This window comes from Streptomyces sp. NPDC050485 (assembly GCF_044458185.1).
Lineage (GTDB): Bacteria > Actinomycetota > Actinomycetes > Streptomycetales > Streptomycetaceae > Streptomyces.
Map to the genome: position 1 here is coordinate 403,669 of NZ_JBITHR010000006.1, position 23,735 is coordinate 427,403.

Here is a 23,735-nt window from a genome sequence, read left to right on the forward strand (position 1 = left end):
GACACCCTATGTGGCGGAGCGGCCGACCGACAACTCCCCTTCGACGGGCGCCGGCCCGCCTGAGGCGACGGGGCCCTTGGGGGCCTTGGGGGCCTTGGGGGCCTTGGGGGCCTTGGGGGCGGCCGACTGGGCGATGAACGCACCGGTCAGGACCACCGCGCCACCGATGATCTGCGGCGCCGACAGGTGCTCGCCGAGCAGCACCCAGGCGAAGACGGTCGCGAGCACCGCCTCCAGGCAGGCGACCACTCCGGCCACCTGCGGGGAGAGTCTGCGCACGGAGATGACTCCGGTGACGTACGCGATGACCGTCGCGACCAGCACGATCCAGCACAGCAGCAGCGCTGCGGGCACCGGCGTGCCGTTCATCTCGGCGCTGCCGCCGAGCACCGACCAGTTCATGCCCCAGGGCCGGGCCACGGCGGTCAGGACGAGCGCGCCGATGAGCAGTCCGTACGCGATGACGCCGAGCGGGTCGGCCGCTTCGTCGCCCTCGCCGCCCTGGTCGGACAGGACGAAGTAGCCGACCTGGCAGCAGGCCGCGCCGAGCGCGAGCAGCAGCCCGAGCGCGTCGAAGCTCAGCCCGGACCAGACCTCAACGACACAGGCGAGACCGGCGACGGCGAGCACCACGCCGGCCGCGGCGGCGCGGGTGACGGGCCGACGCTGGACGAACCGCACCCAGCCGAGGACGAGTGCGGGCGCCAGATATTCGACGAGGAGGGCGACGCCGACGGGTATCCGGGAGATCGACGCGAAGTAGCAGGCCTGGACGCCCGCGACGGCGAGCAGTCCGAATCCGGCGAGCAGCGCGGGTTTGCGCAGCACCAGGCGGCGGTGGCGCCAGGCCACCGGGAGCATGACGAGCGCGGCCCCGGTCACCCGCAGCCACACCACGTGCAGCGGGTCGAGCCCCGCCTCGATGAGCGGCTTGGCCGCCACACCTGAACCACCGAATGCGAACGCCGACGCCAGGGCGAGTCCCAGGCCGACGCTTCTCCCCTGAGACGCGTGCATCGGCACATGATGACAGGCCCGGTCAGGACCGTCATCCGGGTGACACCTGTCGAGACGGCTGAACGGCGCGCGGCCGCGCGGAGGGCCTTGGGAGGCCGCGAGGCCGGGGGGTGTGCGGTGGGTAGGCGCGGCGCCAGGGGGGTGCGGTGGGTGGGCCAGGGTCGGGCAGGCCGCAGCGCCAGAGGGGGTGCGGTGGGTCACGGTCGGATGAGCCACCGGCCCTGCCATGATCCGCCGGACCCGGACGCCTCTTGGCCGGCCAGGGCCCTCAGGCCTGCCGGGACGACTCGCTCAGGCGGTCGGCCAGCGCGGCCGCGTCCACCCCGGCGTGCCGGAGCACCTCGACGGCCCGGCAGCGCGGATCCGCGGCGAGTGCGGCGAGCAGGTCCCGCCCGGTGACCTGCGCACCGTCCCGCTCGAAGGCGCGGCGCCGCGCGCACTCCATGGCGGACCGCACACCCGGCGACCAGCCGGGCTGGCCCAGCAGCGGCACGGCCCCCGAGTCCTCGACCGAGCCCTGCCAGCGCAGTCCGTACCCGATGCTGCGCTGCACCAGATAGCCGAGCACGCGCGCCACCTGCGGCCCGCTCTCGAAGGCGGCCCGGACTTCGGGGTCGCTCTCCATCAGCGAGTGCAGCAGATGCGCGGTGTCCACCTGACGGTCGCCGTCGCGCAGCGCACGCCTGCGGGCGCCCGCGACCACCGGGGCCAGCTCGGCGGCGAGTCCGGCATCGATGTCTGCGGGTGACGGGACCTGGCGATGGGCCCCCGGAATAGGACTGTGCACACCTCAACTCCATCAGCTGTCCGCGTCAAGAACATCCCCATGGGGGATCATCCGCGCTCCCGCGAAAGTTGGGTACGGATGACCGGCTTCTCCTCCTTACGGATGAGATCTCGGAAATCTCCCCTGACAGGGCAACCTGACGGCGCATGGCGCGTCACCCCGCGCCCCCGGCGCAACCGGACCGCCGCCCCGACTCGTCCTCATCGCATGACACAGCCGTCCCCACCGCCCGCCGACGGAGCGCCGATGTGCTGGATGATCGCCCTCCTGGCCCAGGACGGCATGCAGTACGTGTACCGGGTGTACGCCCCGCGCGACGCGCTGCCGGGCGATCTGTTCTGGGCCGCCTTCCACTGCCACGACGAGTCGGCGCGGCCGCGCGCCTCGGACCTGTTCGACTCGGCGCAGATCTGGGCGCCGGAGGCCCAGAAGATCTGAGCGGGCCGCGGGGAGGCGGGAGTTCAGGAATCTGACGGTTCATCAGTATTGAATGTTCGCCGGGGCCCCGCTACGTTCCGCACACGTCCCCCGTCACAGTCCCACGAAGGAGTGGTCGCATGGCCGAGGTCAGCGCGGAGGCACGCATCGAGGCTCCGGCCGAGAAGGTCTGGGCACAGCTCACCGACTTCTCCTCGTACGGCGAGTGGAACGCCACGCACACCAGCTTCCCCGCGGGCGGCCCCGAGAAGCTGGAACTGGGCGCGACCTACGCGGAGAACATGAAGCTCATGGGCTTCCCCGCCGAAGTGGCGTGGACGGTGGACGAGTTCGAGGCCAGCCGGGTGTTCGGCATCAGGGGCAAGGGCCCGATGGGCGTGAACGTCGCCAACCGGTACACCGTGATCCCCGACGGCGCGGCCACCACGGTCCGCATCGAGGGCGAGTTCACGGGCGCCGCGGTCTCGCTCATGGCGGGCAAACTGAAGGACTCTGCGACGGCTGCCCTGAACGAGTCACTGCGCAAGCTCGGGGGCCTGTGCGCCTGAGTACCCCTGCCTGAACCCCGGGCCCGCCACGACGCCCGGCACACACGCTCCGGGCACGCGAAAGCCCCGCGACCGCCTGGATTCCGGCGGCCGCGGGGCTTTCGCGTGCCCGAGGTTCAGTCCTCGTCGGCGAGGATCAGATAGAGCTTCTTACGGGCGTCGTTGATGACTCCGAGTGCCTTCTGGCGCTGGTCGGCCGAGCCGGTCTTCCAGACCTGGCCGAACGCCTCCATCAGACCGAAACCGGCCTGCCGGATCTCGTGCATGGCCTCCCAGTCGACCCCGCGCCCGGCGTCCTCCCAGGGGGCGTCGGCCCCCGATTCGGCTTCCGTGCGCCCGGCGTCGGTGAGCGTGAACAGCTTCTTGCCGCCTTCGCTCTCACTGGTGATCAGGCCCTCGTCCTCCAGGAGCTGAAGGGTGGGATAGACCGAGCCCGGGCTGGGCTTCCAGGCCCCGCCGCTGCGCTCGCCGATCTCCTGGATCATCTCGTAGCCGTGCATCGGCCGGTCCTTCAGGAGGGCCAGGATCGACGCGCGGACATCGCCGCGCCGCGCCCTGCCCCGCGGACCGCCCCGACCACCACGGCCGGGACCGAACGGTCCGCCGCCCCAGGGCCCCCCGCCGAAGCCGGGCCCGAAGGGCCCGAAGGCGGCCCGCCGCCCCTCGAAGTCACCCCGACCGCGATGGCCGGGTCCGTGCTGTCCGTGTCCATGTGAACGCATAGTTCGCTTCCTTCCATCGTTGATCTGTCGCGATGCGTCAACGATATATCGGCGACATTCGCTTGGCAACCCTCTTCCGCCAGTGCAACAACGACGGCCGGCTGTTCCTCGACCCTGGGGGCGCCGTTTGCCGGACCGGCAACAGGAGTGGCGTGACCGGGACACGAGGCGCGACGGTGGGCCCATGACCGACAACATCGCAGCGGGACCGCCCGCGACCGACACCCCTTCGCCTGGCGGCGGATACCTCGGAGACCCCTGACCGACGCGCGGCTCGCGCCGGCCTCCTTCGACCTGGTCTCCGCCCAGTACCCGGCCCTGCTGCACACCCCCGACACCGCGGCCGAGCGAGCCCTGCTCGCGGCCGTCGCGCCCGGCGGCAGTCGGGTGCGCACGCGACCGGCGGTCCGGCGCAGCTCTTGGGCGCGGGGAACCGGAAGATTCTTGGGTGCACGCATGACGCGACGCGTGTTCGCCGGCGTGTCCTTCGGCTCGGCGCTGATCGCCTTCGGCGTGTGGAACATCGCCGGCTCTACCCGGCCGTGGCCACCGGCGTCCGCAGCATTGCGACGTCCTGCCGGACGCCGTCGAGCCCCATCACACGCTCCACCCAACGTCCCTCGATCGGCGCCTTGCCCTCCAGCTCCATGCCGAGTTCGACCAAGAACGCAATAGCGGCGTCAAGGGTCGCCGACAACGATGAGCACGTTGTCCATCGGCTGAATCGTCATGCTGGGTCTCCTTGGCGTGGCACGGCCACTGTGGCCCCAGCTGCCCCTGAGACAGGGCCGCCAGGCCGTTCTCGACATCACCGACCGGCCCCAAAAACGGTCCAGGCACCCGGAATTGGCCTTGGCCTGCGGGTTTCTCCGTCCCGTACGGTGCCGCCATGCGCATCCGAATCGTCGACGCCTTCACCGACCGCCCCTTCGCCGGCAACCCGGCCGGCGTCCTTCTGCTCGACGCCTTCCCCGCTGACGACTGGCTCCAGGACGTGGCCCGCGAGGTCAACCACGCCGAGACCGCCTTCGCACACCCGCTGCCGCCGGGCGGCGAGGCCGACTGGGCGCTGCGCTGGTTCACCCCGGCGACCGAGGTCGACATGTGCGGCCACGCCACCCTGGCCACCGCCCATGTCCTGCACTCCACGGGAGCGGCGACCGGCACGGTGCGGTTCGCCGCGCGCTGCGGCATCCTCACGGCGACCGCCGCCGAGGACGGCACGATCACCCTGGACTTCCCCACCTCGACGCTGAAGGAGGAAGTCGTGCCGGACGGCCTCGCCGAGGCGCTGGGCGCGGACATCGTCTCGGTCCACGACACCGCGTCCGACATCGGCGACCTCCTCGTGGAGCTGCCCGACGAGCGCGCCGTACGAGCCCTCGCACCCGACGCCCGTGCGCTGGGGCGGCACTCCAGGCGCGGCATCATCGCCACGGCCGCGGCCTCGGATCCCGCGGGCGGCTACGACTTCGTCTCGCGCTGCTTCTTCCCCAACGTCGGCATCGACGAGGACCCGGTGACGGGCAGCGCCCACACCGCGCTCGCACCGTTCTGGTCGGCCCGCCTGGGCCGTGCCGAACTGACCGGCCTTCAGGCCTCGACCCGCTCCGGCCTGGTCCGTACGGCACTGCGCGGCGAGCGCACCCTGCTCACCGGCCGCGCGGTGACGGTCATTGACGGCGAGCTCCTGACCGCGCCATAGGGACACGCCGGAACGCGGTAAGGGGCGTACGCAATAGCCGTACGCCCCTTACCGCTTGCCCCTTGCCACCTACCACCTACCGCTCAAGCTCCCCGCTCACATCGTCGGCAGCCAGCTCACCTTGCCCGCCAGCAGCGCGTACCCCACGAACGCTCCGACGTCGAGGAGCGTATGCGCCACCACGAGCGGCCCGACCCGCTGCCAGCGCCGGTAGAGCAGGACGAACACCACGCCCATCACCATGTTGCCGATGAAGCCGCCGATGCCCTGGTAGAGGTGGTATGAGCCGCGCAGCACCGCGCTCGCGACGAGCGCGGCCATCGGCGTCCACCCCAACTGGCCGAGTCTGCGCAGCAGATAGCCCACGACGATGACTTCTTCGAGCACGGAGTTCTGCAGCGCGGAGAGAATGAGCACCGGGTACTTCCACCACACGTCGGGCAGCGACTCGGGGACGACGGTCAGATTGCCGCCCGCCGCGCGCGCCGCCAAGTAGAAGGCGAGCCCCGCGCTCCCGATGCCTGCCGCGATCAGGGCGCCCCGGCCGAGGTCGGGCCAGAGCCGCGTCCGGTCGAAGCCGATCACCCGCAGTCCGCCCGTACCCTCACGCAGGAGCAGATGCGCCACGAGCGCGACCGGCACCAGCGCCGTCGCGATGCCGAAGAGCTGCCAGGCGAGATCGAGCCAGGGCCGTCCGGGAGCGTACGAGGTGTTGAGATTCGCCGCCTGATGCTTGAGGCCGCCCGGCTTGGTGAGCGACCCGACAAAGCTGATCAGCGCCGACACTCCGCTCGCGCCCAGCGAGAGCGCCAGTACGAGCACGGTCTCGGCCCGCACGATCCGCAGTGAAGTCCCCCTGTCGGGAAGAGAATCAGCCACCCGCTCCGCCTCCACCTGCACACCTGCCTCCAGTTGACGAATCCCACTCCGTCCCCACCGCCGCACCACCGCACCGCTAGGGTCCCGAAGAAGATTACGAAGATCGCTCGCGACAGGCCGGGGGACGTCCGCCATCGCGATGGTGCGCTCCCCCCTTCCCTTGTTCAGGATTCAAGGAGGGCACCACGGCCATGGGACGTCACAGCTTGCCCGACGACGGCGCGCCCGGGGGCACCGGGGATCCTGACGCTGGGGACGAGGTGCGGCAGAGCGCGCGGGCGACCGGTCGCGCCGGATACCAGGTGGACGACCCTGCCGGCATCCAGGCCGTGATCCTCAGGGCCCGTGGCTCTGAGCCAGGCCCAGAACCGCGGCCGGACGGCCGGCGAATCACGACCCGGACATCGGCCCGGCCGCCGCGACCGCATCGCGTCCGCGAGGCGCCCGCGCGTCACCCGGCACCGGTCGACGCCGCGCGCGGGGCGGATGGCCGGCGGAGCACGACCGGGACACTCCCTAGCGGCCCCGCGAGGACCGGCCGGGGAAACCCGTGGGCCAGGTGTGCACGGGCTCGCCCCCGTGCATCAGCTCGCCATAACGCCGGGTGGTGGCCGCGAGGGCCGCCTCTCGGCCCAGGCCCGCGGCCAGCGCCCGGTGGTAGGTGTCGACCTGCCAGGTCGCCCCGTTGGCACGGCGCCGGCACCGCCCCTCGATGATGCCGAGGTAGTGGTCCCGGTCGGCCGGCTCGACGCCCCAGGCATCCAGACCCGCCGCGGCGAGCGGCAGCAGCTCCTCGCGTACGAGCTTGACCGCGGGCACCGGGGCGATACCGCCGCCCCGCCGGGACACCGGCCACAGGAGTTCCGCGTCGATGCCGTACCGGCAGGCGGAGTCGAAGTTCGAGGCGGCCGAAGCGAAGGGCAGCCGGGTCCACACCGGTCGGCCGTCCTCCGCCAGGGCGCGCACCAGGCCGTAGTAGAAGGCCGCGTTGGCGAGGACATCGGCGACGGTGGGCCCCGCCGGAAGCACCCGGTTCTCCACCCGCAGGTGCGGCACCCCGTCGGCGATCCCGTACACCGGCCGGTTCCAGCGGTAGATGGTGCCGTTGTGCAGCACCAGCTCCTGCAGGCGCGGCACTCCGCCGTCCGCGATGACGCCCAGCGGGTCCTCCTCGTCGCAGATGGGCAGCAGCGGCGGGAAGAAGCGCAGGTTCTCCTCGAAGAGTTCGTACGCGGACGTCACCCACCGCTCCCCGAACCAGGTGCGCGGACGCACCCCTTGGGCGCGCAGCTCGGCCGGCCTGGTGTCGGTGGCCTGCTCGAACAGTGGTGGCCGCGATTCGCGCCACAGCTCCCGCCCGAACAGGAACGGCGCGTTGGCACCCACCGCGATCTGCACGGCCGCGACGGCCTGCGCCGCGTTCCACACCGCGGCGAACGTGCCCGGCGTCACCTGCAAGTGCAACTGCACGGAGGTGCAGGCCGCTTCGGGGGTGATGGACGTCGAGGTGCAGACGAGGCGTTCCACTCCCTGGATGTCGAGGGTGAAATCCTCGCCGCGGGCCGCCACTATTTGATCGTTGAGCAGCGTGTAGCGGTCCACGTCGGAAAGGTTCGCGGATACGAGATCATCCTGGGTCAGGGTCGGCAGAATTCCGATCATGACGATGCCGGCGTCGACTTCGGCCGCTTTGCGGTGGGCGTAGCCGAGCCCGGTGCGCAGCTCCTCGGCGAGCTGATCGAATACTCGCCCGCCGAGCCGGTGCGGGGCTATGTTTACTTCCAGGTTGAACATTCCGAGCTCGGTCTGGAAATCCCCGCTCGCGATGCGTTCGAGCACCTCGGCATTCATCATGCGCGGCATGCCGTCGGGGCCCGCGAGATTCAGTTCTATCTCCAGGCCCATCAGGTTCCGGGGGCGGTCGAACCTCTTCTGTGCCAGGAGCCTGGCGAGCCCCTCCAGGCACTGCTGTAGCTTGTCCCGGTACCGGTGCCGATCGGACAGGTCGAAACCGCCTGCCACGACCTTCTCCCCCATCGAAGTGTCCCTCCTCGAATGGGCAGCCAGCGACACCGGCCGCTCGCGTCATGCTCGATAATGCCCAGGCTGACTGATCCATAACGCATGCGCGAGCGGGGGCGGAGGAGTAGCGTCGAGCGAGACCGCCTCCGGCACATTCAGCGGGCATACGGCAACGTGCAGTTACCGGGATCTTCGGAATCGTAAAAAAGACCGACGAGATTCGGCCGACCGCCGAAGGGGCACCTTTCCAGGTCGGGGCCCCGCGGAAGATGTTTCCCCGGGTGAATCACCTCGACAGGAGGGCCTGATACCGACTTGCCAGCAATATCGGCGACAGCTAGCCGAAACACTGTGTGAACACGTGTCGTATAAACTCTGCAAACGAGGCAGAGAGTTGGCGCCCCGGCCATCGCTCGACGGCCCCCCTCTGACCCCGCACCGCAGACAGCGCCGTCCGCACTGCCCACGCATCACCGTGTCTCCGAAGTGAGAGGCGACCCACCATGCCGCTGCATGTCCCCCCGGCTCCCGCGCCCGCCCTGCGCAGCGTCCTCGCGGCACTCGGTTCCCCCACCGCCGTCCGCGAAGCCCGCACCCCGGCCCTCCGCACCGCCCCGGGTCCGCTCAGCCCCGAACTCCCGCTCCCGCTCCACGTCCTGGACGGGATCACGCCGGGCGGCCGCACCCCGCGCACCCGGCTGGCCGGATGGCGTTTCCTGATCAGCGACCCCGAGCGCCCGGTCGCCGCCGCGGACACCCGGCTCACACCGGACGGCTGGGCCTTCTCGCACTTCTTCGAGGGCCCCTACATCGCCTCGACCCAACGCGCCCTGCGCCAGGCCGAACTGCTGGCTTCGCACTTCCAGCCCCGGCTGCTCTCGGTCCCCGAGCTCTACATGCTCACACTGTGGCTGCACGGCGACACGGCGGCCGACGGCGCCTCCGGCACCCCCGCACCGCACGACCTCCTGGTGCCGCTGGCGCCCGCGCCGCCCGGCATCTGCGCCCACCGCCCGCTGCGCGTCTGTGAACTGCTGCCGGTGCTGACCCTGCGCCTCGCCCCGGCGCCCCTGCTCGGCCAGCCCGTCTGACCCGCGCGGAAAAATGTGCCCCGCGACCGGTGTGGCCGCGGGGCACCGGGGTGTCTATGCTGCGTACGCGCCGCCTCCGCCATCCGGGCTAGTCCGGCCGGGCCACCTCGAACCACCCGAAAAGACAGGCCAGTTGAGCTGAACCGTCCGCACGGGTGACACGTCATTAAGCAGTAGGAAGCGCTGCCGCGAAATCCCTGCGGATTGACGCCCGTGGGGCAACACTGGGATCGGACCGACCGACTTACTACGGGGGGCGGCCATGAACAACGCATCTAGCCGCAGCACACTCACCACGACGCAGCGAAAGAACGCATCCATGTGCCAGCACCAGCCAGCCTGCCCGACAGCCTTCTCCGCCGACCGGGAAGCCGCGATGCCCGTGGCGCACCATCCGGAGCAGGGCTGGAGCCTGCTGTGCAACGGCGTCCTGCTCTTCGAGGACACCGGTGAGCTGCTGCCGGACGGGCAGATCATCGCCCCGCACCGGTCGCTCACGGCGGAGCAGGTGGCGACGGCCGCCTAGCGCGGTCCCGTTCGGACAGCTCTCGTACGAACCGGTCCCCCGCGGACTCGCGACGTACGGACAGAAAAGGGCCGGCCCGGGGAATTCACCCCGAACCGGCCCTTACGCATGTGCGGATCAGTTGTCGTACTCGTCGAGCGGCGGGCAGGAGCAGACCAGGTTGCGGTCGCCGAAGGCGCCGTCGATGCGGCGGACCGGCGGCCAGTACTTGTCGGCGGCCGACACACCGGCCGGGAAGACGGCGTCCTCACGGCTGTAGGCGTGGTTCCACTCGCCGCCGAGCGCGGCCGCGGTGTGCGGGGCGTTGGCGAGCGGGTTGTCGTCGGCCGGCCACTCGCCGGAGGCGACCTTCTCGATCTCGCCGCGGATCGCGATCATCGTGTCGCAGAACCGGTCGATCTCGGTGAGGTCCTCGGACTCGGTGGGCTCGATCATCAGCGTGCCGGCCACCGGGAACGACATGGTCGGCGCGTGGAAGCCGTAGTCGATCAGGCGCTTGGCGATGTCGTCGACGCTGACGCCGGTCGCCTTGGACAGCGGCCGCAGGTCCACGATGCACTCGTGCGCGACGAGCCCGTTCGGGCCGGTGTAGAGCACCGGGTAGTGCGGCTCCAGGCGCTTGGCGATGTAGTTCGCGGCGAGCACGGCGACCTGGGTGGCGCGCTTGAGCCCCTCGCCACCCATGAGACGTACGTACGCCCATGAGATCGGCAGGATGCCCGCCGAGCCCCACGGGGCGGCCGAGATCGGGCCGACGCCCGTCTCCGGACCGGCGCTCGGCTGCAGCGGGTGGTTCGGCAGGTACGGCGCGAGGTGCGCGCGCACCCCGACCGGGCCGACGCCGGGGCCGCCGCCGCCGTGCGGGATGCAGAACGTCTTGTGCAGGTTGAGGTGCGAGACGTCGCCGCCGAACTTGCCCGGCTTGGCCAGCCCCACCAGGGCGTTGAGGTTGGCGCCGTCGACGTAGACCTGGCCGCCGGCCTCGTGGACCAGACCGCAGATGTCGGCGACGTGCTCCTCGAACACGCCGTGCGTGGACGGGTAGGTGATCATCAGCACCGACAGCTCGTCGCGGTACTGCTCGATCTTGGCGCGCAGGTCGTCGGCGTCGACCTCGCCGTCGTCGGCGGTCTTGACGACGACGACCTTCATGCCGGCCATCACGGCGCTCGCGGCGTTGGTGCCGTGCGCGGAGGACGGGATGAGACAGACGGTGCGCTGGGTGTCGCCGTTGGCCCGGTGGTAGGCGCGGACCGCGAGCAGACCCGCGAGTTCGCCCTGCGAACCGGCGTTCGGCTGGAGGGACACCGCGTCGTACCCGGTGACCTCGGCGAGCCGCTCCTCCAGCTCACGGATGAGCGTGAGGTAGCCGGCGGCCTGCTCGATCGGCGCGAAGGGGTGGATCTGACCGAACTCGGGCCAGGTCACCGGCTCCATCTCGGTCGTCGCGTTCAGCTTCATGGTGCAGGAGCCGAGCGGGATCATGCCGCGGTCCAGCGCGTAGTCGCGGTCGGCGAGCTTGCGCAGGTAGCGCAGCATCGCGGTCTCGGAGCGGTGCTGGTGGAAGACCGGGTGGGTCAGGAAGTCGTCGGTGCGCAGCAGGGCGGCCGGCAGCGTGTCGGCGGCCGCCGCGTCCAGCGCCTCGATGTCGGCGTCGACGCCGAACGCGGCCCAGACGGCGGCCAGTTGGGCCCGCGCGGTGGTCTCGTCGCACGCGATGGAGACGGTGTCGGCGTCGACCGGGTGCAGGTTGACCCCGCCCTCGCGGGCGGCCGCTACGACCTCGGCGGCCTTGCCGGGCACGCGCACGGTCAGCGTGTCGAAGTACGAGCCGTGGGCGACCTCGATACCGGCGGCCTTGAGGCCCTCGGCGAGCAGGACGGCGTACCGGTGGGTGCGCTGCGCGATCTGCTTCAGGCCGTCCGGGCCGTGGTAGACCGCGTACATTCCCGCCATCACGGCGAGCAGCACCTGGGCGGTGCAGATGTTGCTGGTGGCCTTCTCGCGGCGGATGTGCTGCTCGCGCGTCTGGAGGGCCAGGCGGTACGCCTTGTTGCCGTCCGCGTCGACGGAGACGCCGACGAGGCGGCCCGGCAGGCTGCGGGCGAACTTCTCCTGGACCGCCATGAACCCGGCGTGCGGGCCGCCGAAGCCCATCGGGACGCCGAAGCGCTGCGTCGTACCGACGGCGATGTCCGCGCCCAGCGAGCCGGGCGAGGCGAGCAGGGTGAGCGCGAGGAGGTCGGCGGCGACGGTGACGATCGCGCCGAGTCCGTGGGCCGCGTCGATCACGGGCTTGAGGTCGCGGACCTGCCCGGAGGCGCCCGGGTACTGGAGCAGCACGCCGAAGACACCGCGCTCGGCGATCTCGGCCGGGATGCCGTCGCTCAGGTCGGCGACGACGACCTCGACACCGGTCGGCTCGGCTCGCGTCTGGATCACGGCGACGGTCTGCGGCAGGGTGTCGGCGTCGACGAGGAAGACCCCGCCCTTGACCTTGCCGACCCGCCGGGAGAGCGCCAGCGCCTCGGCGGCGGCGGTGCCCTCGTCGAGCAGCGAGGCTCCCGAGGTGGGCAGGCCGGTCAGCTCGGCGACCATGGTCTGGAAGTTGAGCAGCGCCTCCAGGCGGCCCTGCGAGATCTCCGGCTGGTAGGGCGTGTACGCCGTGTACCAGGCGGGGTTCTCCATGACGTTGCGCAGGATCACCGGCGGCGTGAACGTGCCGTGGTAGCCGAGGCCGATCATCGGGGCGAGCACCTGGTTGCGGTCCGCGAGCCGGCGCAGCTCGGCGAGCACCTCGGCCTCGGTCCGCGCCTCGGGCAGCCCCAGCGCACCGGCGCTCTTGATCACATCGGGGACTGCGGCGGCGGTCAGCTCGTCGAGCGAGCCATAGCCGACCTGCGCGAGCATCTTCGCCTGGGCCCCGGCATCGGGCCCGATGTGGCGCTGCTCGAAGGGGATGCCACGCTCCAGCTGACTGAGCGGAATGCGGTTGGCGGTCATTACGGAGGCCTCCTGGTCGCACGACCTGCGAGGGGCACCACGGCACGGGTACCCGGACGGCCTCCCCCTCTGTCATCTCAACCTGAGAGCTTCACCGGGCGCGTGGCAGCGACCCGGCTTTCACCGTCGGTGAGGAAGGGTCGCGCGCGGGCACGACTGCCCGTACGTCCCCCGTCCTGCTTTCCAGAGTGACCTCGTCCGTGCGGTCCGTGGGCCTGAGAGATTCCGGGGAGGAGTTGCTCCTTCGGCGCCGCCGAGGAACTCCAATGAGCACTCCGGACGGCTCTCCCGCACGGGGTCAGCAGCCGCTTGCCAGCCTACCAGCGAGGTCCGAGCCCGATTCTTTGTTCACCCGCTCAAGTGGCCGACACCCCCGATGTGCACTTTCGTAGTGGTTATGGAGCAGTTGTGACCGGTTGCGACCAATTGGAGGGACCGTGCAGACCGATATCGATCCGCGCAGCCTGATCGGCCGCAAGGCGTACGACCGCGAGGGACACAAGATCGGAACGGTGGACGAGGTCTATCTCGACGATGCGACCGGCGCCCCCGAATGGGCCGCCGTACGCACCGGGCTGTTCAGCCGGGACGCCTTCGTGCCGCTGGAGCCCAGCACCGTGGTCGACGAGGCGCTGCACATCCCGTACGACCGCTCGCTGATCAAGGACGCCCCCGACTTCGGCGTGGGCCGCCACCTCTCCCCGGAACAGGAGCTCCAGCTCTACCATCACTACGGTCTGGACATCTCGGCCCCCGATCCGGGCCCGCCGCCGCCCGACCGGGACTTCGGACGGCTCGCCAACGGCGATACCTGACCCGCCCCGCGCCCTTCGGCGGCCGCCGCTGACCCTGCCTCCGCCCTCGCTGCCCCTTCCGCCGCGGCCGCTTCCGCGACCAGGGGCAGCGGTTCGGAGGGCACCAGCTCGGGGTCGTCCACCTTGAAGGTCCGGACGCGCCCCGGCTCCGCCGACACCGGGGTCTCGAACCGCACGGTCACCCGCCCGAGGCCGCTGCCCTGCACCCATCCCGGCCCGTACTCCGCGTGCCGCACGTCGTGCCCGGCCAGCCACCGCCGCTGCGCCGGGTCCGCAACGGCCTCCGCCTCCTCGTCCGGCGGCGGGGCCTCATCGGCCGTCGGCTGCTCTTCGGCCCGCTCCCCCGCGGCCTGCGCGAACAGGTCCTCCTGTGTGAAGTCGGCGAGCCCGCTGACCCCCACGCCGAGCAGCCGCACACCGCCCGTGGTGTCCACGGAGTCCAGGAGCCGGCCCGCCGCCTCCCGCACCACCGAAGGGTCGTCCGTGGGGCCCCGCAGGGTCTCGGAGCGGGTCAGCGTCGAGAAGTCGTAGCGCCTGACCTTGAGCACGATGGTCCGGCCCGAGTGCCCGGAGGCACGCAGGCGCTGCACACACCGGTCCGCGAGCCGCCCGACCTCGGTCGTGATCCGCACCCGGTCGTGCAGGTCCACGTCGAAGGTGTCCTCCACCGACACCGACTTGGTGTCCCGCTCGGCAACCACCGGCCGGTCGTCGCCCCCCGCCGCCATCCGGTACAGCGACGCCCCGTGCGACTTCCCGAGGAGCCGTACGAGCTCGTCCTCGCCCGCCTCGGCCAGGTCCGCGATCCTGGTCATCCCGGCCCGTCGCAGATGCTCCCCGGTCGCCGGGCCCACGCCCGGCAGGGTGCGCACCGGCATCGGGGCCAGCAGCTCGCGCTCGGTGCCGGGCTCTATGAGCACGAGGCCGTCCGGCTTGGCCTGCTCGGAGGCGATCTTGGCCAGCATCTTGGACCCGGCGAGCCCGACCGAGCCGGTCAGCCCGGTGACCGCCCTGATGTCCCTGCGCAGCCGCTCACCGGCCTCCAGCGCCTCGACCGGACCGAAGGCCACCCCGCCCGCCTCCAGGTCCACGAAGGCCTCGTCCAGGCTCAGCGGCTCGACCAGCGGGGACAGCCGCCCGAGGAGCTCCATGACCTGCTCGCTGACCGTCCGGTACAGCTGGAAGCGGGGCACCAGATAGGCCGCGTTCGGACAGAGCCGCCGGGCCTGCGCCATCGGCATCGCCGAGCGCACCCCGAACCGTCTCGCCTCGTACGACGCCGTCGAGACCACCCCGCGCGGCCCCAGACCGCCCACGATCACCGGTTTTCCGCGCAGGCTGGGCTTCGCCGCCTGCTCTGCGGCGGCGAAGAAGGCATCCATATCCAGATGCAGGATGGTCGGCGCGGTTCTCACACCACCGATGCTGCCGTACGCCACTGACAATCGGGCGCCCGAGCGGCCTCCGGTCGCCTCAGACCGCGCGGTTGCGGCGCCTGGCCAGCTCGTCGGCCGGGTTGTGCCCGACCAGGGTCTCGCCCGTGTCCACACGCTCGCCGTGCAGCTGCGAAAGCGCCGACTCGACATCGCGCCACACCACGCCCACCGCGATCCCGAAGATCCCCTGGCCGCCCTGGAGCAGATCCACGACCTCGTCGGGGGACGAGCATTCGTACACCGTCGCCCCGTCGCTCATCAGCGTCATCCGCTCCAGGTCGCGGAAACCGCGCTCGCGCAGGTGCTGCACGGCGGTGCGGATGTTCTGGAGCGCGACACCGGTGTCGAGGAAACGCTTGACGATCTTCAGGACGACGACGTCCCGGAAGCTGTAGAGACGCTGGGTGCCCGATCCGTAGGCCGGACGCACACTGGGCTCGACCAGGCCGGTACGCGCCCAGTAGTCGAGCTGTCGGTAGGTGATCCCCGCCGCCGCGCAGGCGGTCGGCCCCCGGTATCCGATCGTGTCGGTACTCAGGTCGGCCGCACTGCTGTGAAGCGGGTACGGCCCGCCCTCCCCCGGACTGCGTCCGGGAGCGCCCCCTGCCGTACCGTCGCCGCTGATTCTCACGCCGACCCTCCGTCCTTGACCTGCCCACTCGACGGTAGGCAGTCACTCGGGGTGCGTCAACGATCGCCACACTCGGCACGCCGAGTGATAATCACCCTGAGAGTGGTTTCCCGTATCTCTCTTCCGGGAAAGGCTACTCGAATGCGCCGGGGCTCCCCCGGCGCGAGCGCCGCGCTCAACACCACTCCCTCAGCCGCTGCTTCACCGGTTTCCGGTGCTCACTGGCTGTTGGTGCCGAAATCCTCGGGGGAGATCTGGTCGAGGAACTCGCGGAACTTCTCCACCTCGTCCTCCTGCTCGTCCGGGATGGCGATTCCCGCGTCGTCGAGGACCCCGTCACTGCCGTAGATCGGCGTTCCGGTGCGCAGCGCGAGCGCTATGGCGTCGGACGGCCGGGCACTCACCTCCACGCCGCTGGCAAAGACCAACTCCGCGTAGAAGACGCCTTCGCGCAGGTCCGTGATGCGGACTTCGGTCAGCTCCTGGCCCACGGCCTCCAGCACGTCCTTGAAAAGGTCGTGCGTCAGCGGCCGCGCCGGTGCCATCCCCTGCTGGGCGAAGGCGATCGCGGTCGCCTCCCCTGGACCGATCCAGATGGGGAGGTACCGATCGCCTCCCACTTCACGCAGGAGCACGATCGGTTGGTTGGAGGGCATTTCCACCCGGACACCCACGACGTCGAGCTCGTTCACACAGCAACCCTAGGACGTGCTCGGCAGGTTTGGGTAGTCGGGCACCTACAAGATCAGTGAAGCCGGACACCCAGGGCGGTCTGCACCAGTGCCGCGTGGAGCCGCACGGAGAGCGCGGCGAGCTCCTTCGTGGTGGCCTCCGCATGGGCCCTGGTCTGCGGATTGCGGTGCAGCCGCAGCGGCGTCACCACCTGTTCGATCAGGCCCGCCTCACGGTCCGCGGCAGCCTTCATGGCCCGCAGATGGCGAGGTTCGAGGCCGAATCGCCCCAGATCCGCCACAAGTCGCGCCACATTCACCGACTCGGCGTCGAAACCGCCCTCGGGCCCCGGCGCGATCAGGCCGTACGCCTCCCATTCGGCCAGTTCGGCCTCGGTGACCTCGGCGGCCGTCATCAGCTCCGTACGGCCCACCCGGGCGGCCGTCGGCCGGTCCGGGTCCGGCTCGCCCAGACCGTCGAGCAGCTCCCCGGAGCCGCCCGGAGCGGGCACGGGGGGCCGCTCACCGCGGGACAGGGCCTCCAGGTGCTCGCGGATGACCCTGAGCGGCAGATAGTGGTCCCGCTGCATCCGCAGCACCTGGGCCAGCCGCTCGACGTCCTCCACGCTGAACTTGCGGTACCCCGACGGCGTACGCCGCGGCTCCACGAGCCCCTCGGACTCCAGGAAGCGGATCTTGGAGATGGTCACTTCGGGAAATTCTTCGCGCAGCTGGTTGAGCACCCCGCCGATACTCATCAGCCGGTCGCCCGCGCTGGCGGTGCCTGGTCCGGCACCGCCCGTCGGTGTCTGCTGCATGAACCTTCCCTGGCCGGGCCCTAGAGAGCGCGCTGGCTCGCGTAGAAGACCAGCCGGTACTTCCCGATCTGGACCTCGTCGCCGTTGGCCAGGTCGACGGAGTCGATCCGCTCGCGGTTCACATACGTACCGTTGAGGCTGCCGACGTCGGAGACGGTGAAACGCCCGTCGGGACCGCGCCGGAACTCCACGTGCCGGCGTGACACCGTCACGTCGTCCAGGAAGATGTCGCTCTGCGGGTGCCGACCCGCCGTGGTCAGCTCGCCGTCGAGGAGGAAGCGGCTTCCCGAGTTCGGCCCGCGGCGCACCACCAGGAGCGCCGAACCCTGCGGCAGCGCGTCCACGGCGGCCTGCGCCTCCGGGGAGAGCGACGGCAGCTGCGTCTGACCGGTCACCTCGGCGTCGTACGCCTCCAGGCCGGAGATCGAGATGGTCGAGGTGGTCTCGGACGCCCGCTCCGGAACGACACCGGGCCTCAGCGGGGCACCGCAGTTGGAGCAGAAGCGGCTGGCAGCGGCATTGGTGTGCCCACACCTCGTGCAAACAGGCAATCCCGACATCGACGGATCCTCCTGCCGCGGCGGCACCGCGTGGGCACTGGTGGCATACGGGTCGGAGTCGAACCCTCCACCCGTACTTGAGGTTGACGGTTCCCCGAAACCTATGCGCCCGGCACCAGCGGGGTCAACAGACGACGCGCCCGGAATGTCACCACCGGAACCAGCCACCTCGTCGCGGAACAGCGGACGCTCGCCGCCCTGCTCCTCCGGCCCACCGGGGCGCCGAGCACGGTGCCTGGCGGCGCTGCCGCCGTCCTGGCGTGCGCTCTTGCCGAACAACTTCGCAAACAACTTCACGGGCGATTCCCCTTGACCGAAATAGACCCGCCCGTGGGGCAGGACGAACCCAGAATCAACACACCGGCCGAACCGGACATCCTCACAACGTCCGTATCCGCCAAACAGTTTCCACCACGCACCACTGTTACGGAGCGGCGACCCCCCGCAACCTCCTGCCCTTGTGCGGCAGCTCCCACGCCTGCCCGCATCAGTGCGAGGACGACTGAGCGTAGTCAGGCCGCTTCGCGGGTCGCAAGGCGTCCACAATGATCTTGTCTGAGCGGGCCACTGTGGCCGTGGCCTGCTCCTTCTCCAGAGTCTGCACCACGCCGCCGGGGATGTTGAGCGCCGGCTCGAGATCCTGCGGCTTGCCGATCACCTTGAAGACGTACGGGGCGCTGACCTTCTTGCCATCCACCCCGATGCCGCCGGTCTCGTCCGAGAAGTACGTATTGGCCACCACCCGCACGCCGTTGATCTGCATCGCCTCCGCGCCCGCGGCCCGCAGCTCCTGCACCGTGTCAAGCACCTTGTCGGACTGGACACCGCCCTTGGGGTCGCTAATCGTCAACGTGATGCCCGGGCCCTGCGCCGCGACCGTGCCGGCCAGGATACCGAGCTGACGCTCCTTCTCCACGGTCTGCTTGCGGGCCTCCTCCGCCTGGTTGGAGCTTGTCTCCAGCTCCGTGCGCTGGCCTTCCAGACGCTGCTTCTCATCCTCAAGACGCTTCGTACGCGAGTCGAGTTCATCGAGGATGCGCACCAAGTCCTCCTGGCGGGCTCCGCGCAGCGCGGTGTTGTCGCTGTTGGAGCGGACCTGGATGGCGAGACCGAGGCCGAGCACGAACAGCAGCAGCGCCACGATGAGCTGGGCACGGCTGGCGCGCGGCGGCCACAGCCCGGCGGCGAGCCGTTGGCGCCCCGTCAACTCGGCCTTCGCCTCAGGCGGTTCACCCGCTGCGGCTACAGGCTGCTCGTCGTCGTCGCCATTCGCTTTCTCTACGTCGCTCATCGGCCTCAGGCCCTGAAGACGTGTCGGCGGATGGCGGCCGCGTTGGAGAAGATCCGGATGCCGAGCACCACGACGACGCCGGTCGACAGCTGCGCGCCGACGCCCAACTTGTCGCCGAGAAACACGATCAGCGCCGCGACGACCACGTTCGACAGGAAGGAGACCACGAAGACCTTGTCGACAAAGATGCCGTCAAAGATGGCCCGAAGCCCGCCGAAGACCGCGTCGAGTGCCGCGACCACGGCGATCGGCAGATACGGCTCGACCACCGCAGGCACCTCGGGCCGGACGAACAGTCCGACCACGACTCCCACGACGAGGCCAAGTACGGCGATCACGATGTGCCCTTCCCTGTGGCGGCCGCGCCCTTGCCGGCGCCCGTGGCCATTGGCTCTGCTGTCCGCACGGTCAGGCTCGGCGCCGCCGGGAGCCGCACATCGGCCTCGACGGAAATGCTGCCCCTGATCCCGTAGTTCTGCTCCAGCACATGCAGGTACTGACCGTCCGCGCTGTCCTGGAAGTCGGTACTCAGCTTCTTGCCGTCCCCCACCGCGAGCACCGTGTACGGCGGCACCAGTGGCCTGTTGTCGACCAGTATGGCGTCGCCCGCGGCCCGGATCGCCGAGAACGACGTCAGGCGCTGCCCGTTGATCGCGATGGCCTCGGCGCCGGACTGCCACAGCCCGTTGACCACCCGCTGCATGTCGCGGTCGCGCACCCGGCCGGTGTCCGCGAAGGTCGTACTCTCGCGCGGCCGGCTGCCGTCGCCCTGGGTGGTGTCCTTGGCGTCGTCGACAACCAGCTTCACACCCGGGCCGTGCACTTCGGTGGCGCCGGACAGCAGCGCCACGAGCTCGCCCTGGTCGCCGCCGTGCTTTTCGAGCGCCTTGCGCTGCCGGTCGCCGACCTCGGTCCGCAGCCCGTCCACATCGCTCTGCAGCTTGTCGGCGGCCTTTGTCTCGGATTCGACCCGGTTGATCAGCTCCTGGCGCTCTTTGGCCACTACGGGCGCGGTGATGTGGGCCTGAGCGGCCCCGACGGTCACCACGAGCGCGACGAGCACCAGACCGGCCGCCAGGCCGAGTTTCGCCCGCAGCGGGCGCGGCACCCCGGTGTCGCCCTCGGCCTTGCGGCGAGCGGTCGCTTCGGCGTAGCCGTCATCGAGCGCGTGGTCCATGACATTGGTCAGCAGCGACATCGACGCGTCGGGACGCGGAGGCGGAGACGGAGTGCTCCGAACGGGGGGCTGCTGCGGCATGCCGCACATCGTCGCACGTCGGCACCACTACCACCGAATGGCCCCACCGGTGCGCCGGGCCGCACCTCAAAGGCCGACCCGGCACACCCGTACGGCATCAGTGACCTGCGCTGTCGACCACCCCGGCCCATTCGTCCAGGAGCGCCTGAGCCGATACGTCGTCCGGTCCCTCCGCCCACAAATGGGTGACGGCCTCGGCCGGGTCGGGCAGCACCATCACCCAGCGGCCGTCGGCCTCGACCACCCGTACGCCGTCCGTCGTGTCCACAGACCGCGGGCCGGCGGCCTCCACGACCCGCCGCATCACCATGCCCTTGACCGCCCACGGCGTCGCGATGTCCCTGCGCAGCACGTGTGCCTGCGGTATCCGCGCATCGATCTGACTGAGCGTGAGCTGGGTCCGCGCCACCAGCCCGATGAGCCGTACGAAGGCGGCCGCGCCGTCGAAGACGCTGCTGAACTCGGGCACGATGAACCCGCCGCGCCCGTCCCCGCCGAAGATGGTGGACTCCTCGCGGCACACCCGGGTCAGATCGTCCGGCGACGTGGTCGTCCACTCCACCTGCGTGCCGTGGTACGCCGCGACCTGCTCGGCGATCCTGGTGGTCGTGACCGGCAGCGCCACCCGCCCGCTGCGCCGCTCGGCCGCGACCAGGTCCAGCATCACCAGGAGCGCCCGGTCGTCTTCTACGATCCGCCCCCGCTCATCCACCAGCGAGAGCCGTTCGCCGACCGGGTCGAACCGCACCCCGAACGCCGCGCGCGCCGACGCGACGATCTCGCCGAGCCGCACGAGCCCGGCCCGCCTGCTCTCGGCGGACTCGGTCGGCCGGGACTCGTCCAGGCCCGGGTTGATGGTCAGCGAGTCCACCTTGAGCCGCCCGAGCAGGCTGGGCAGCACCAGGCCGGCACTTCCGTTGGAGGCGTCCACGACCACTTTCAGCCCGGCCTCCGCGATGCCGGTGGTGTCGGCCTTGCGCAGCAGCGATCCGGTGTAGGAGTCGAAGACGCTGGAGGGGAACTGCAGATCACCGATCTCCCCGGGGAAGGCCCGCCGGTACTCCTGGCGTGCGTAGACCCGGTCGAGTTTGCGCTGCCCGCCCTGCGAGAGGTCGGCTCCCCGCTCGTCGAAGAACATGATGTCGACGGAGTCCGGCACACCCGGCGACGTACGGATCATGATCCCGCCGGCACTGCCCCGCGCGGTTTGCTGCCGCGCCACCGGCAACGGCACGTTCTCCAGGTCCCGTACGTCGATGGCGCTGGCCTGCAGCGCCGAGATGACGGCCCGTTTCAGCGCTCGCGCACCACGGGAGTGGTCGCGGGCCGTGGTGACGGTCGAGCCCTTCTTGAGCGTCGTGGCGTACGCACCAGCAAGGCGTACGGCAAGTTCCGGAGTGATCTCCACGTTGAGGATTCCGGAGACGCCACGGGCCCCGAACAGGTGGGCCTGCCCGCGCGATTCCCAGATCACGGAGGTGTTGACAAAGGCGCCCGCCTCAATGGTCTTGAAGGGGTAGACCCTGACATTCCCCTGAACAATTGATTCCTCACCGACCAGGCACTCGTCCCCGATGACGGCACCGTCCTCGATCCGGGCGGCCCGCATGATGTCGGTGTTCTTGCCGATGACACAACCACGCAGGTTGCTGTGCTGACCGATGTAGACGTTGTCGTGGACGACGGCCTTGTGCAGGAAGGCGCCGCTCTTGACGACGACATTGGATCCCACGACGGTGTGCTCGCGGATTTCCACCTCCGCTTCGACCTTCGCGTAGTCCCCGATGTAGAGGGGCCCTCGGAGGACGGCGTCGGGATGCACCTCGGCGCCTTCCGCGACCCACACCCCGGGCGAGATCTCGAAGCCGTCGATTTCGACGTCGACCTTGCCTTCGAGCACGTCGGCCTGGGCCTTGACGTAGCTCTCGTGGGTGCCGACGTCCTCCCAGTAGCCCTCGGCGACATAGCCGTAGATCGGCTTGCCTTCCTTCATCAGCTGGGGGAATACGTCTCCGGACCAGTCGACGGACTTGTCCGCCTCGACATAGTTGAATACCTCGGGCTCCATCACATAGATGCCCGTATTGACGGTGTCGGAGAACACCTGCCCCCAGGTGGGCTTCTCCAGGAAGCGCTCGACCTTGCCCTCTTCGTCGACAATGGTGATGCCGAATTCAAGGGGATTGGGCACACGGGTCAGGCACACCGTTACCAGTGCACCTTTCTCCTTGTGGAAGCGGATGAGATCGGTCAGGTCAAAGTCGGTGAGAGCGTCACCGGAGATGACCAGGAAGGCATCGTCCTTGAGGGCTTCCTCGGCATTCTTCACGCTGCCCGCGGTGCCGAGGGGCTTCTCCTCATTGGCATAGGTGAGCTCCATTCCGAGCTCTTCTCCATCACCGAAGTAGTTCCTGACGAGTGACGCGAGGAACTGAACGGTTACGACAGTCTCATTGAGCCCATGCCGCTTGAGCAGCCGCAGCACATGCTCCATGATCGGCCGGTTGACCACCGGCAGGAGCGGCTTGGGCATGCTCGAGGTCATGGGGCGAAGACGTGTGCCTTCGCCACCAGCCATCACGACGGCCTTCATGTCGGAAACGTCCTCCTTGAAGAGACGACGGTTTGGCCGACTTCGCCCGCTCGGGCTGACCCACTGGCGTCACCCGCGGATGCCGGCTCACCGCCGGTCCCGCGCCGCCGAGCTCAATCGGCCGCTGCGTCCGCCTTGACCAACCGACGGACCTGGACTACATACAGGATCCCTGCCCACCAATACAGAGTTGTACCCCATCCTGCGAACGCCCATCCGAAAATCGCCGCAAGAGAGGCCAGCCATCCGTGCCCGTCGCTGAGCAACAGCAGAGGGAAGGCATACATCAAGTTGAACGTAGCGGCCTTACCCAAGAAGTTCACCTGCGGCGGCGGATAGCCGTGTCGGCGAAGGATTCCCACCATCACCAGAAGCATCAGCTCGCGGGCCACAAGGGCAGCGGTCAACCAAATCGGCAGGATCTCCCGCCAAGTGAGCCCGACCAGAGTGGAAAGGATGTACAACCGGTCGGCAGCAGGATCGAGCAGCCGCCCGAGGTTGCTGATCTGGTTCCACCGCCGGGCAAGCTTCCCGTCCAAGTAGTCGCTGATACCACTCAGCGCCAGTACCAGCAAGGCCCAGCCATCGCTGGTCGGCCCGCCAAAAACAGGGCGAAGAATCAGCCACAGGAAGAGGGGTACGCCGACGAGGCGCGCCATGCTGAGAATATTGGGGATGGTGAGCACCCGGTCCGTCTGAACGCGAGTCTCCTGGACCTCCACCCGGGGGCCTCCTGTGGGAAATGTGCCAACGATGCCCCCTGACCCTACCGCCAGCGAGGGCCAACGGATGCACAGGGGGTGCAGAGCCCTTGACTCCCACCCGGCTATAAACGCAGAAAAGCCCCGCACCGTGGTCCCGAAGGACCTTGGTGCGGGGCTTTCCCCAAAATTTGTTCGGCGGCGTCCTACTCTCCCACAGGGT

General features: G+C 69.9%; 23 protein-coding genes, 1 pseudogene and 1 riboswitch. Of the genes and pseudogenes, 7 read left to right on the top strand and 17 right to left on the bottom strand.

Features of this window, described 5'->3' with window-relative positions:
* Nucleotides 1–6: 6 nt before the first annotated feature.
* The gene (locus ACIBK6_RS16025; protein ID WP_399051830.1) at nt 7–1,017 is read right to left on the bottom strand and encodes an EamA family transporter; all 1,011 of its coding nucleotides are present in this window, start codon (nt 1,015–1,017) and stop codon (nt 7–9) included.
* 268 nt (nt 1,018–1,285) lie between these two features.
* On the bottom strand, nt 1,286–1,804 hold the full coding sequence (locus ACIBK6_RS16030; RefSeq protein WP_399051831.1) for a Clp protease N-terminal domain-containing protein: 519 nt from the start codon (nt 1,802–1,804) through the stop codon (nt 1,286–1,288).
* A gap of 246 nt (nt 1,805–2,050) precedes the next feature.
* Here ACIBK6_RS16030 and ACIBK6_RS16035 point away from each other — a divergent pair, with 246 nt between their 5' ends.
* Nucleotides 2,051–2,242: a hypothetical protein gene (locus ACIBK6_RS16035; RefSeq protein ID WP_399051868.1), complete on the top strand. Its 192-nt coding sequence runs from the start codon at nt 2,051–2,053 to the stop codon at nt 2,240–2,242.
* Between the two features lie 119 nt (nt 2,243–2,361).
* Nucleotides 2,362–2,790 (top strand): SRPBCC family protein, encoded by a 429-nt coding sequence (locus ACIBK6_RS16040; protein WP_399051832.1) that lies wholly within the window; start codon nt 2,362–2,364, stop codon nt 2,788–2,790.
* A 116-nt stretch (nt 2,791–2,906) separates the two neighbouring features.
* On the opposite strand, the gene ACIBK6_RS16045 is transcribed toward ACIBK6_RS16040, so the two are convergent.
* A complete protein-coding gene (locus ACIBK6_RS16045; protein WP_399051833.1) occupies nt 2,907–3,512 on the bottom strand; it encodes a PadR family transcriptional regulator in 606 nt (201 codons plus the stop codon).
* A gap of 258 nt (nt 3,513–3,770) precedes the next feature.
* Between ACIBK6_RS16045 and ACIBK6_RS16050 the strand changes: the two are divergent.
* Nucleotides 3,771–3,893 (top strand): annotated as a pseudogene (locus ACIBK6_RS16050) (methyltransferase type 11); the annotation flags it as partial.
* 151 nt (nt 3,894–4,044) lie between these two features.
* On the opposite strand, the gene ACIBK6_RS16055 reads toward ACIBK6_RS16050, so the two are convergent.
* Nucleotides 4,045–4,209 (bottom strand): hypothetical protein, encoded by a 165-nt coding sequence (locus ACIBK6_RS16055; RefSeq protein WP_399051834.1) that lies wholly within the window; start codon nt 4,207–4,209, stop codon nt 4,045–4,047.
* 192 nt (nt 4,210–4,401) lie between these two features.
* On the opposite strand from ACIBK6_RS16055, the gene ACIBK6_RS16060 reads away from it, so the two are divergent.
* Nucleotides 4,402–5,217, top strand: a complete 816-nt coding sequence (locus tag ACIBK6_RS16060; protein WP_399051835.1) for a PhzF family phenazine biosynthesis protein — start codon at nt 4,402–4,404, stop codon at nt 5,215–5,217.
* A 96-nt stretch (nt 5,218–5,313) separates the two neighbouring features.
* Here ACIBK6_RS16060 and ACIBK6_RS16065 read toward each other — a convergent pair whose 3' ends face one another.
* Complete coding sequence (locus ACIBK6_RS16065) at nt 5,314–6,096, bottom strand: CPBP family intramembrane glutamic endopeptidase (RefSeq protein WP_399051836.1); 783 nt, start codon at nt 6,094–6,096, stop codon at nt 5,314–5,316.
* Nucleotides 6,097–6,612: 516 nt separating this feature from the next.
* Nucleotides 6,613–8,133 (bottom strand): glutamate--cysteine ligase, encoded by a 1,521-nt coding sequence (locus tag ACIBK6_RS16070; RefSeq protein WP_399051837.1) that lies wholly within the window; start codon nt 8,131–8,133, stop codon nt 6,613–6,615.
* 488 nt (nt 8,134–8,621) lie between these two features.
* Between ACIBK6_RS16070 and ACIBK6_RS16075 the strand changes: the two genes are divergently transcribed.
* Together ACIBK6_RS16075 and ACIBK6_RS16080 are read left to right on the top strand one after the other, a co-directional pair.
* On the top strand, nt 8,622–9,209 hold the full coding sequence (locus ACIBK6_RS16075) for a hypothetical protein (RefSeq protein WP_399051838.1): 588 nt from the start codon (nt 8,622–8,624) through the stop codon (nt 9,207–9,209).
* A gap of 319 nt (nt 9,210–9,528) precedes the next feature.
* On the top strand, nt 9,529–9,735 hold the full coding sequence (locus tag ACIBK6_RS16080) for a DUF5999 family protein (RefSeq protein WP_399051869.1): 207 nt from the start codon (nt 9,529–9,531) through the stop codon (nt 9,733–9,735).
* Between the two features lie 117 nt (nt 9,736–9,852).
* Here the strand turns inward: ACIBK6_RS16080 and gcvP are convergent, their stop codons facing one another.
* On the bottom strand, nt 9,853–12,738 hold the full coding sequence (gcvP, locus tag ACIBK6_RS16085) for an aminomethyl-transferring glycine dehydrogenase (RefSeq protein WP_399051839.1): 2,886 nt from the start codon (nt 12,736–12,738) through the stop codon (nt 9,853–9,855).
* Between the two features lie 193 nt (nt 12,739–12,931).
* Nucleotides 12,932–13,039, bottom strand: a riboswitch (glycine riboswitch).
* A 136-nt stretch (nt 13,040–13,175) separates the two neighbouring features.
* Here gcvP and ACIBK6_RS16090 point away from each other — a divergent pair.
* Complete coding sequence (locus ACIBK6_RS16090) at nt 13,176–13,553, top strand: PRC-barrel domain-containing protein (protein WP_399051840.1); 378 nt, start codon at nt 13,176–13,178, stop codon at nt 13,551–13,553.
* On the opposite strand, the gene ACIBK6_RS16095 is transcribed toward ACIBK6_RS16090, so the two are convergent.
* From ACIBK6_RS16095 to ACIBK6_RS16140, 10 genes are all read right to left on the bottom strand, one after another.
* Nucleotides 13,469–14,968 carry a DNA polymerase IV gene (locus ACIBK6_RS16095; RefSeq protein ID WP_399051841.1) on the bottom strand — a complete coding sequence of 500 codons (1,500 nt, stop codon included), beginning with the start codon at nt 14,966–14,968 and terminating at the stop codon, nt 13,469–13,471. The two genes, ACIBK6_RS16090 and ACIBK6_RS16095, sit on opposite strands and share 85 nt — an antisense overlap.
* 58 nt (nt 14,969–15,026) lie before the next feature.
* Nucleotides 15,027–15,620 carry a MerR family transcriptional regulator gene (locus tag ACIBK6_RS16100; protein WP_399051842.1) on the bottom strand — a complete coding sequence of 198 codons (594 nt, stop codon included), beginning with the start codon at nt 15,618–15,620 and terminating at the stop codon, nt 15,027–15,029.
* A 218-nt stretch (nt 15,621–15,838) separates the two neighbouring features.
* Nucleotides 15,839–16,312: a bifunctional nuclease family protein gene (locus ACIBK6_RS16105; RefSeq protein ID WP_006123076.1), complete on the bottom strand. Its 474-nt coding sequence runs from the start codon at nt 16,310–16,312 to the stop codon at nt 15,839–15,841.
* Between the two features lie 53 nt (nt 16,313–16,365).
* Nucleotides 16,366–17,109: a MerR family transcriptional regulator gene (locus tag ACIBK6_RS16110; RefSeq protein ID WP_399051843.1), complete on the bottom strand. Its 744-nt coding sequence runs from the start codon at nt 17,107–17,109 to the stop codon at nt 16,366–16,368.
* 20 nt (nt 17,110–17,129) lie between these two features.
* Nucleotides 17,130–18,074, bottom strand: coding sequence for an FHA domain-containing protein (locus ACIBK6_RS16115; protein ID WP_399051870.1), 945 nt, complete (start codon nt 18,072–18,074; stop codon nt 17,130–17,132).
* An 82-nt stretch (nt 18,075–18,156) separates the two neighbouring features.
* A complete protein-coding gene (locus ACIBK6_RS16120; protein ID WP_399051844.1) occupies nt 18,157–18,960 on the bottom strand; it encodes a DUF881 domain-containing protein in 804 nt (267 codons plus the stop codon).
* Between the two features lie 5 nt (nt 18,961–18,965).
* Nucleotides 18,966–19,298, bottom strand: coding sequence for a small basic family protein (locus ACIBK6_RS16125; protein ID WP_399051845.1), 333 nt, complete (start codon nt 19,296–19,298; stop codon nt 18,966–18,968).
* On the bottom strand, nt 19,295–20,227 hold the full coding sequence (locus ACIBK6_RS16130) for a DUF881 domain-containing protein (RefSeq protein WP_399051846.1): 933 nt from the start codon (nt 20,225–20,227) through the stop codon (nt 19,295–19,297). Before ACIBK6_RS16130 ends, ACIBK6_RS16125 begins: the two co-directional genes overlap by 4 nt.
* A gap of 88 nt (nt 20,228–20,315) precedes the next feature.
* Nucleotides 20,316–22,811 carry a sugar phosphate nucleotidyltransferase gene (locus ACIBK6_RS16135; RefSeq protein WP_399051847.1) on the bottom strand — a complete coding sequence of 832 codons (2,496 nt, stop codon included), beginning with the start codon at nt 22,809–22,811 and terminating at the stop codon, nt 20,316–20,318.
* A gap of 113 nt (nt 22,812–22,924) precedes the next feature.
* Nucleotides 22,925–23,533, bottom strand: coding sequence for a CDP-alcohol phosphatidyltransferase family protein (locus ACIBK6_RS16140; RefSeq protein WP_399051848.1), 609 nt, complete (start codon nt 23,531–23,533; stop codon nt 22,925–22,927).
* Nucleotides 23,534–23,735 lie beyond the last annotated feature (202 nt).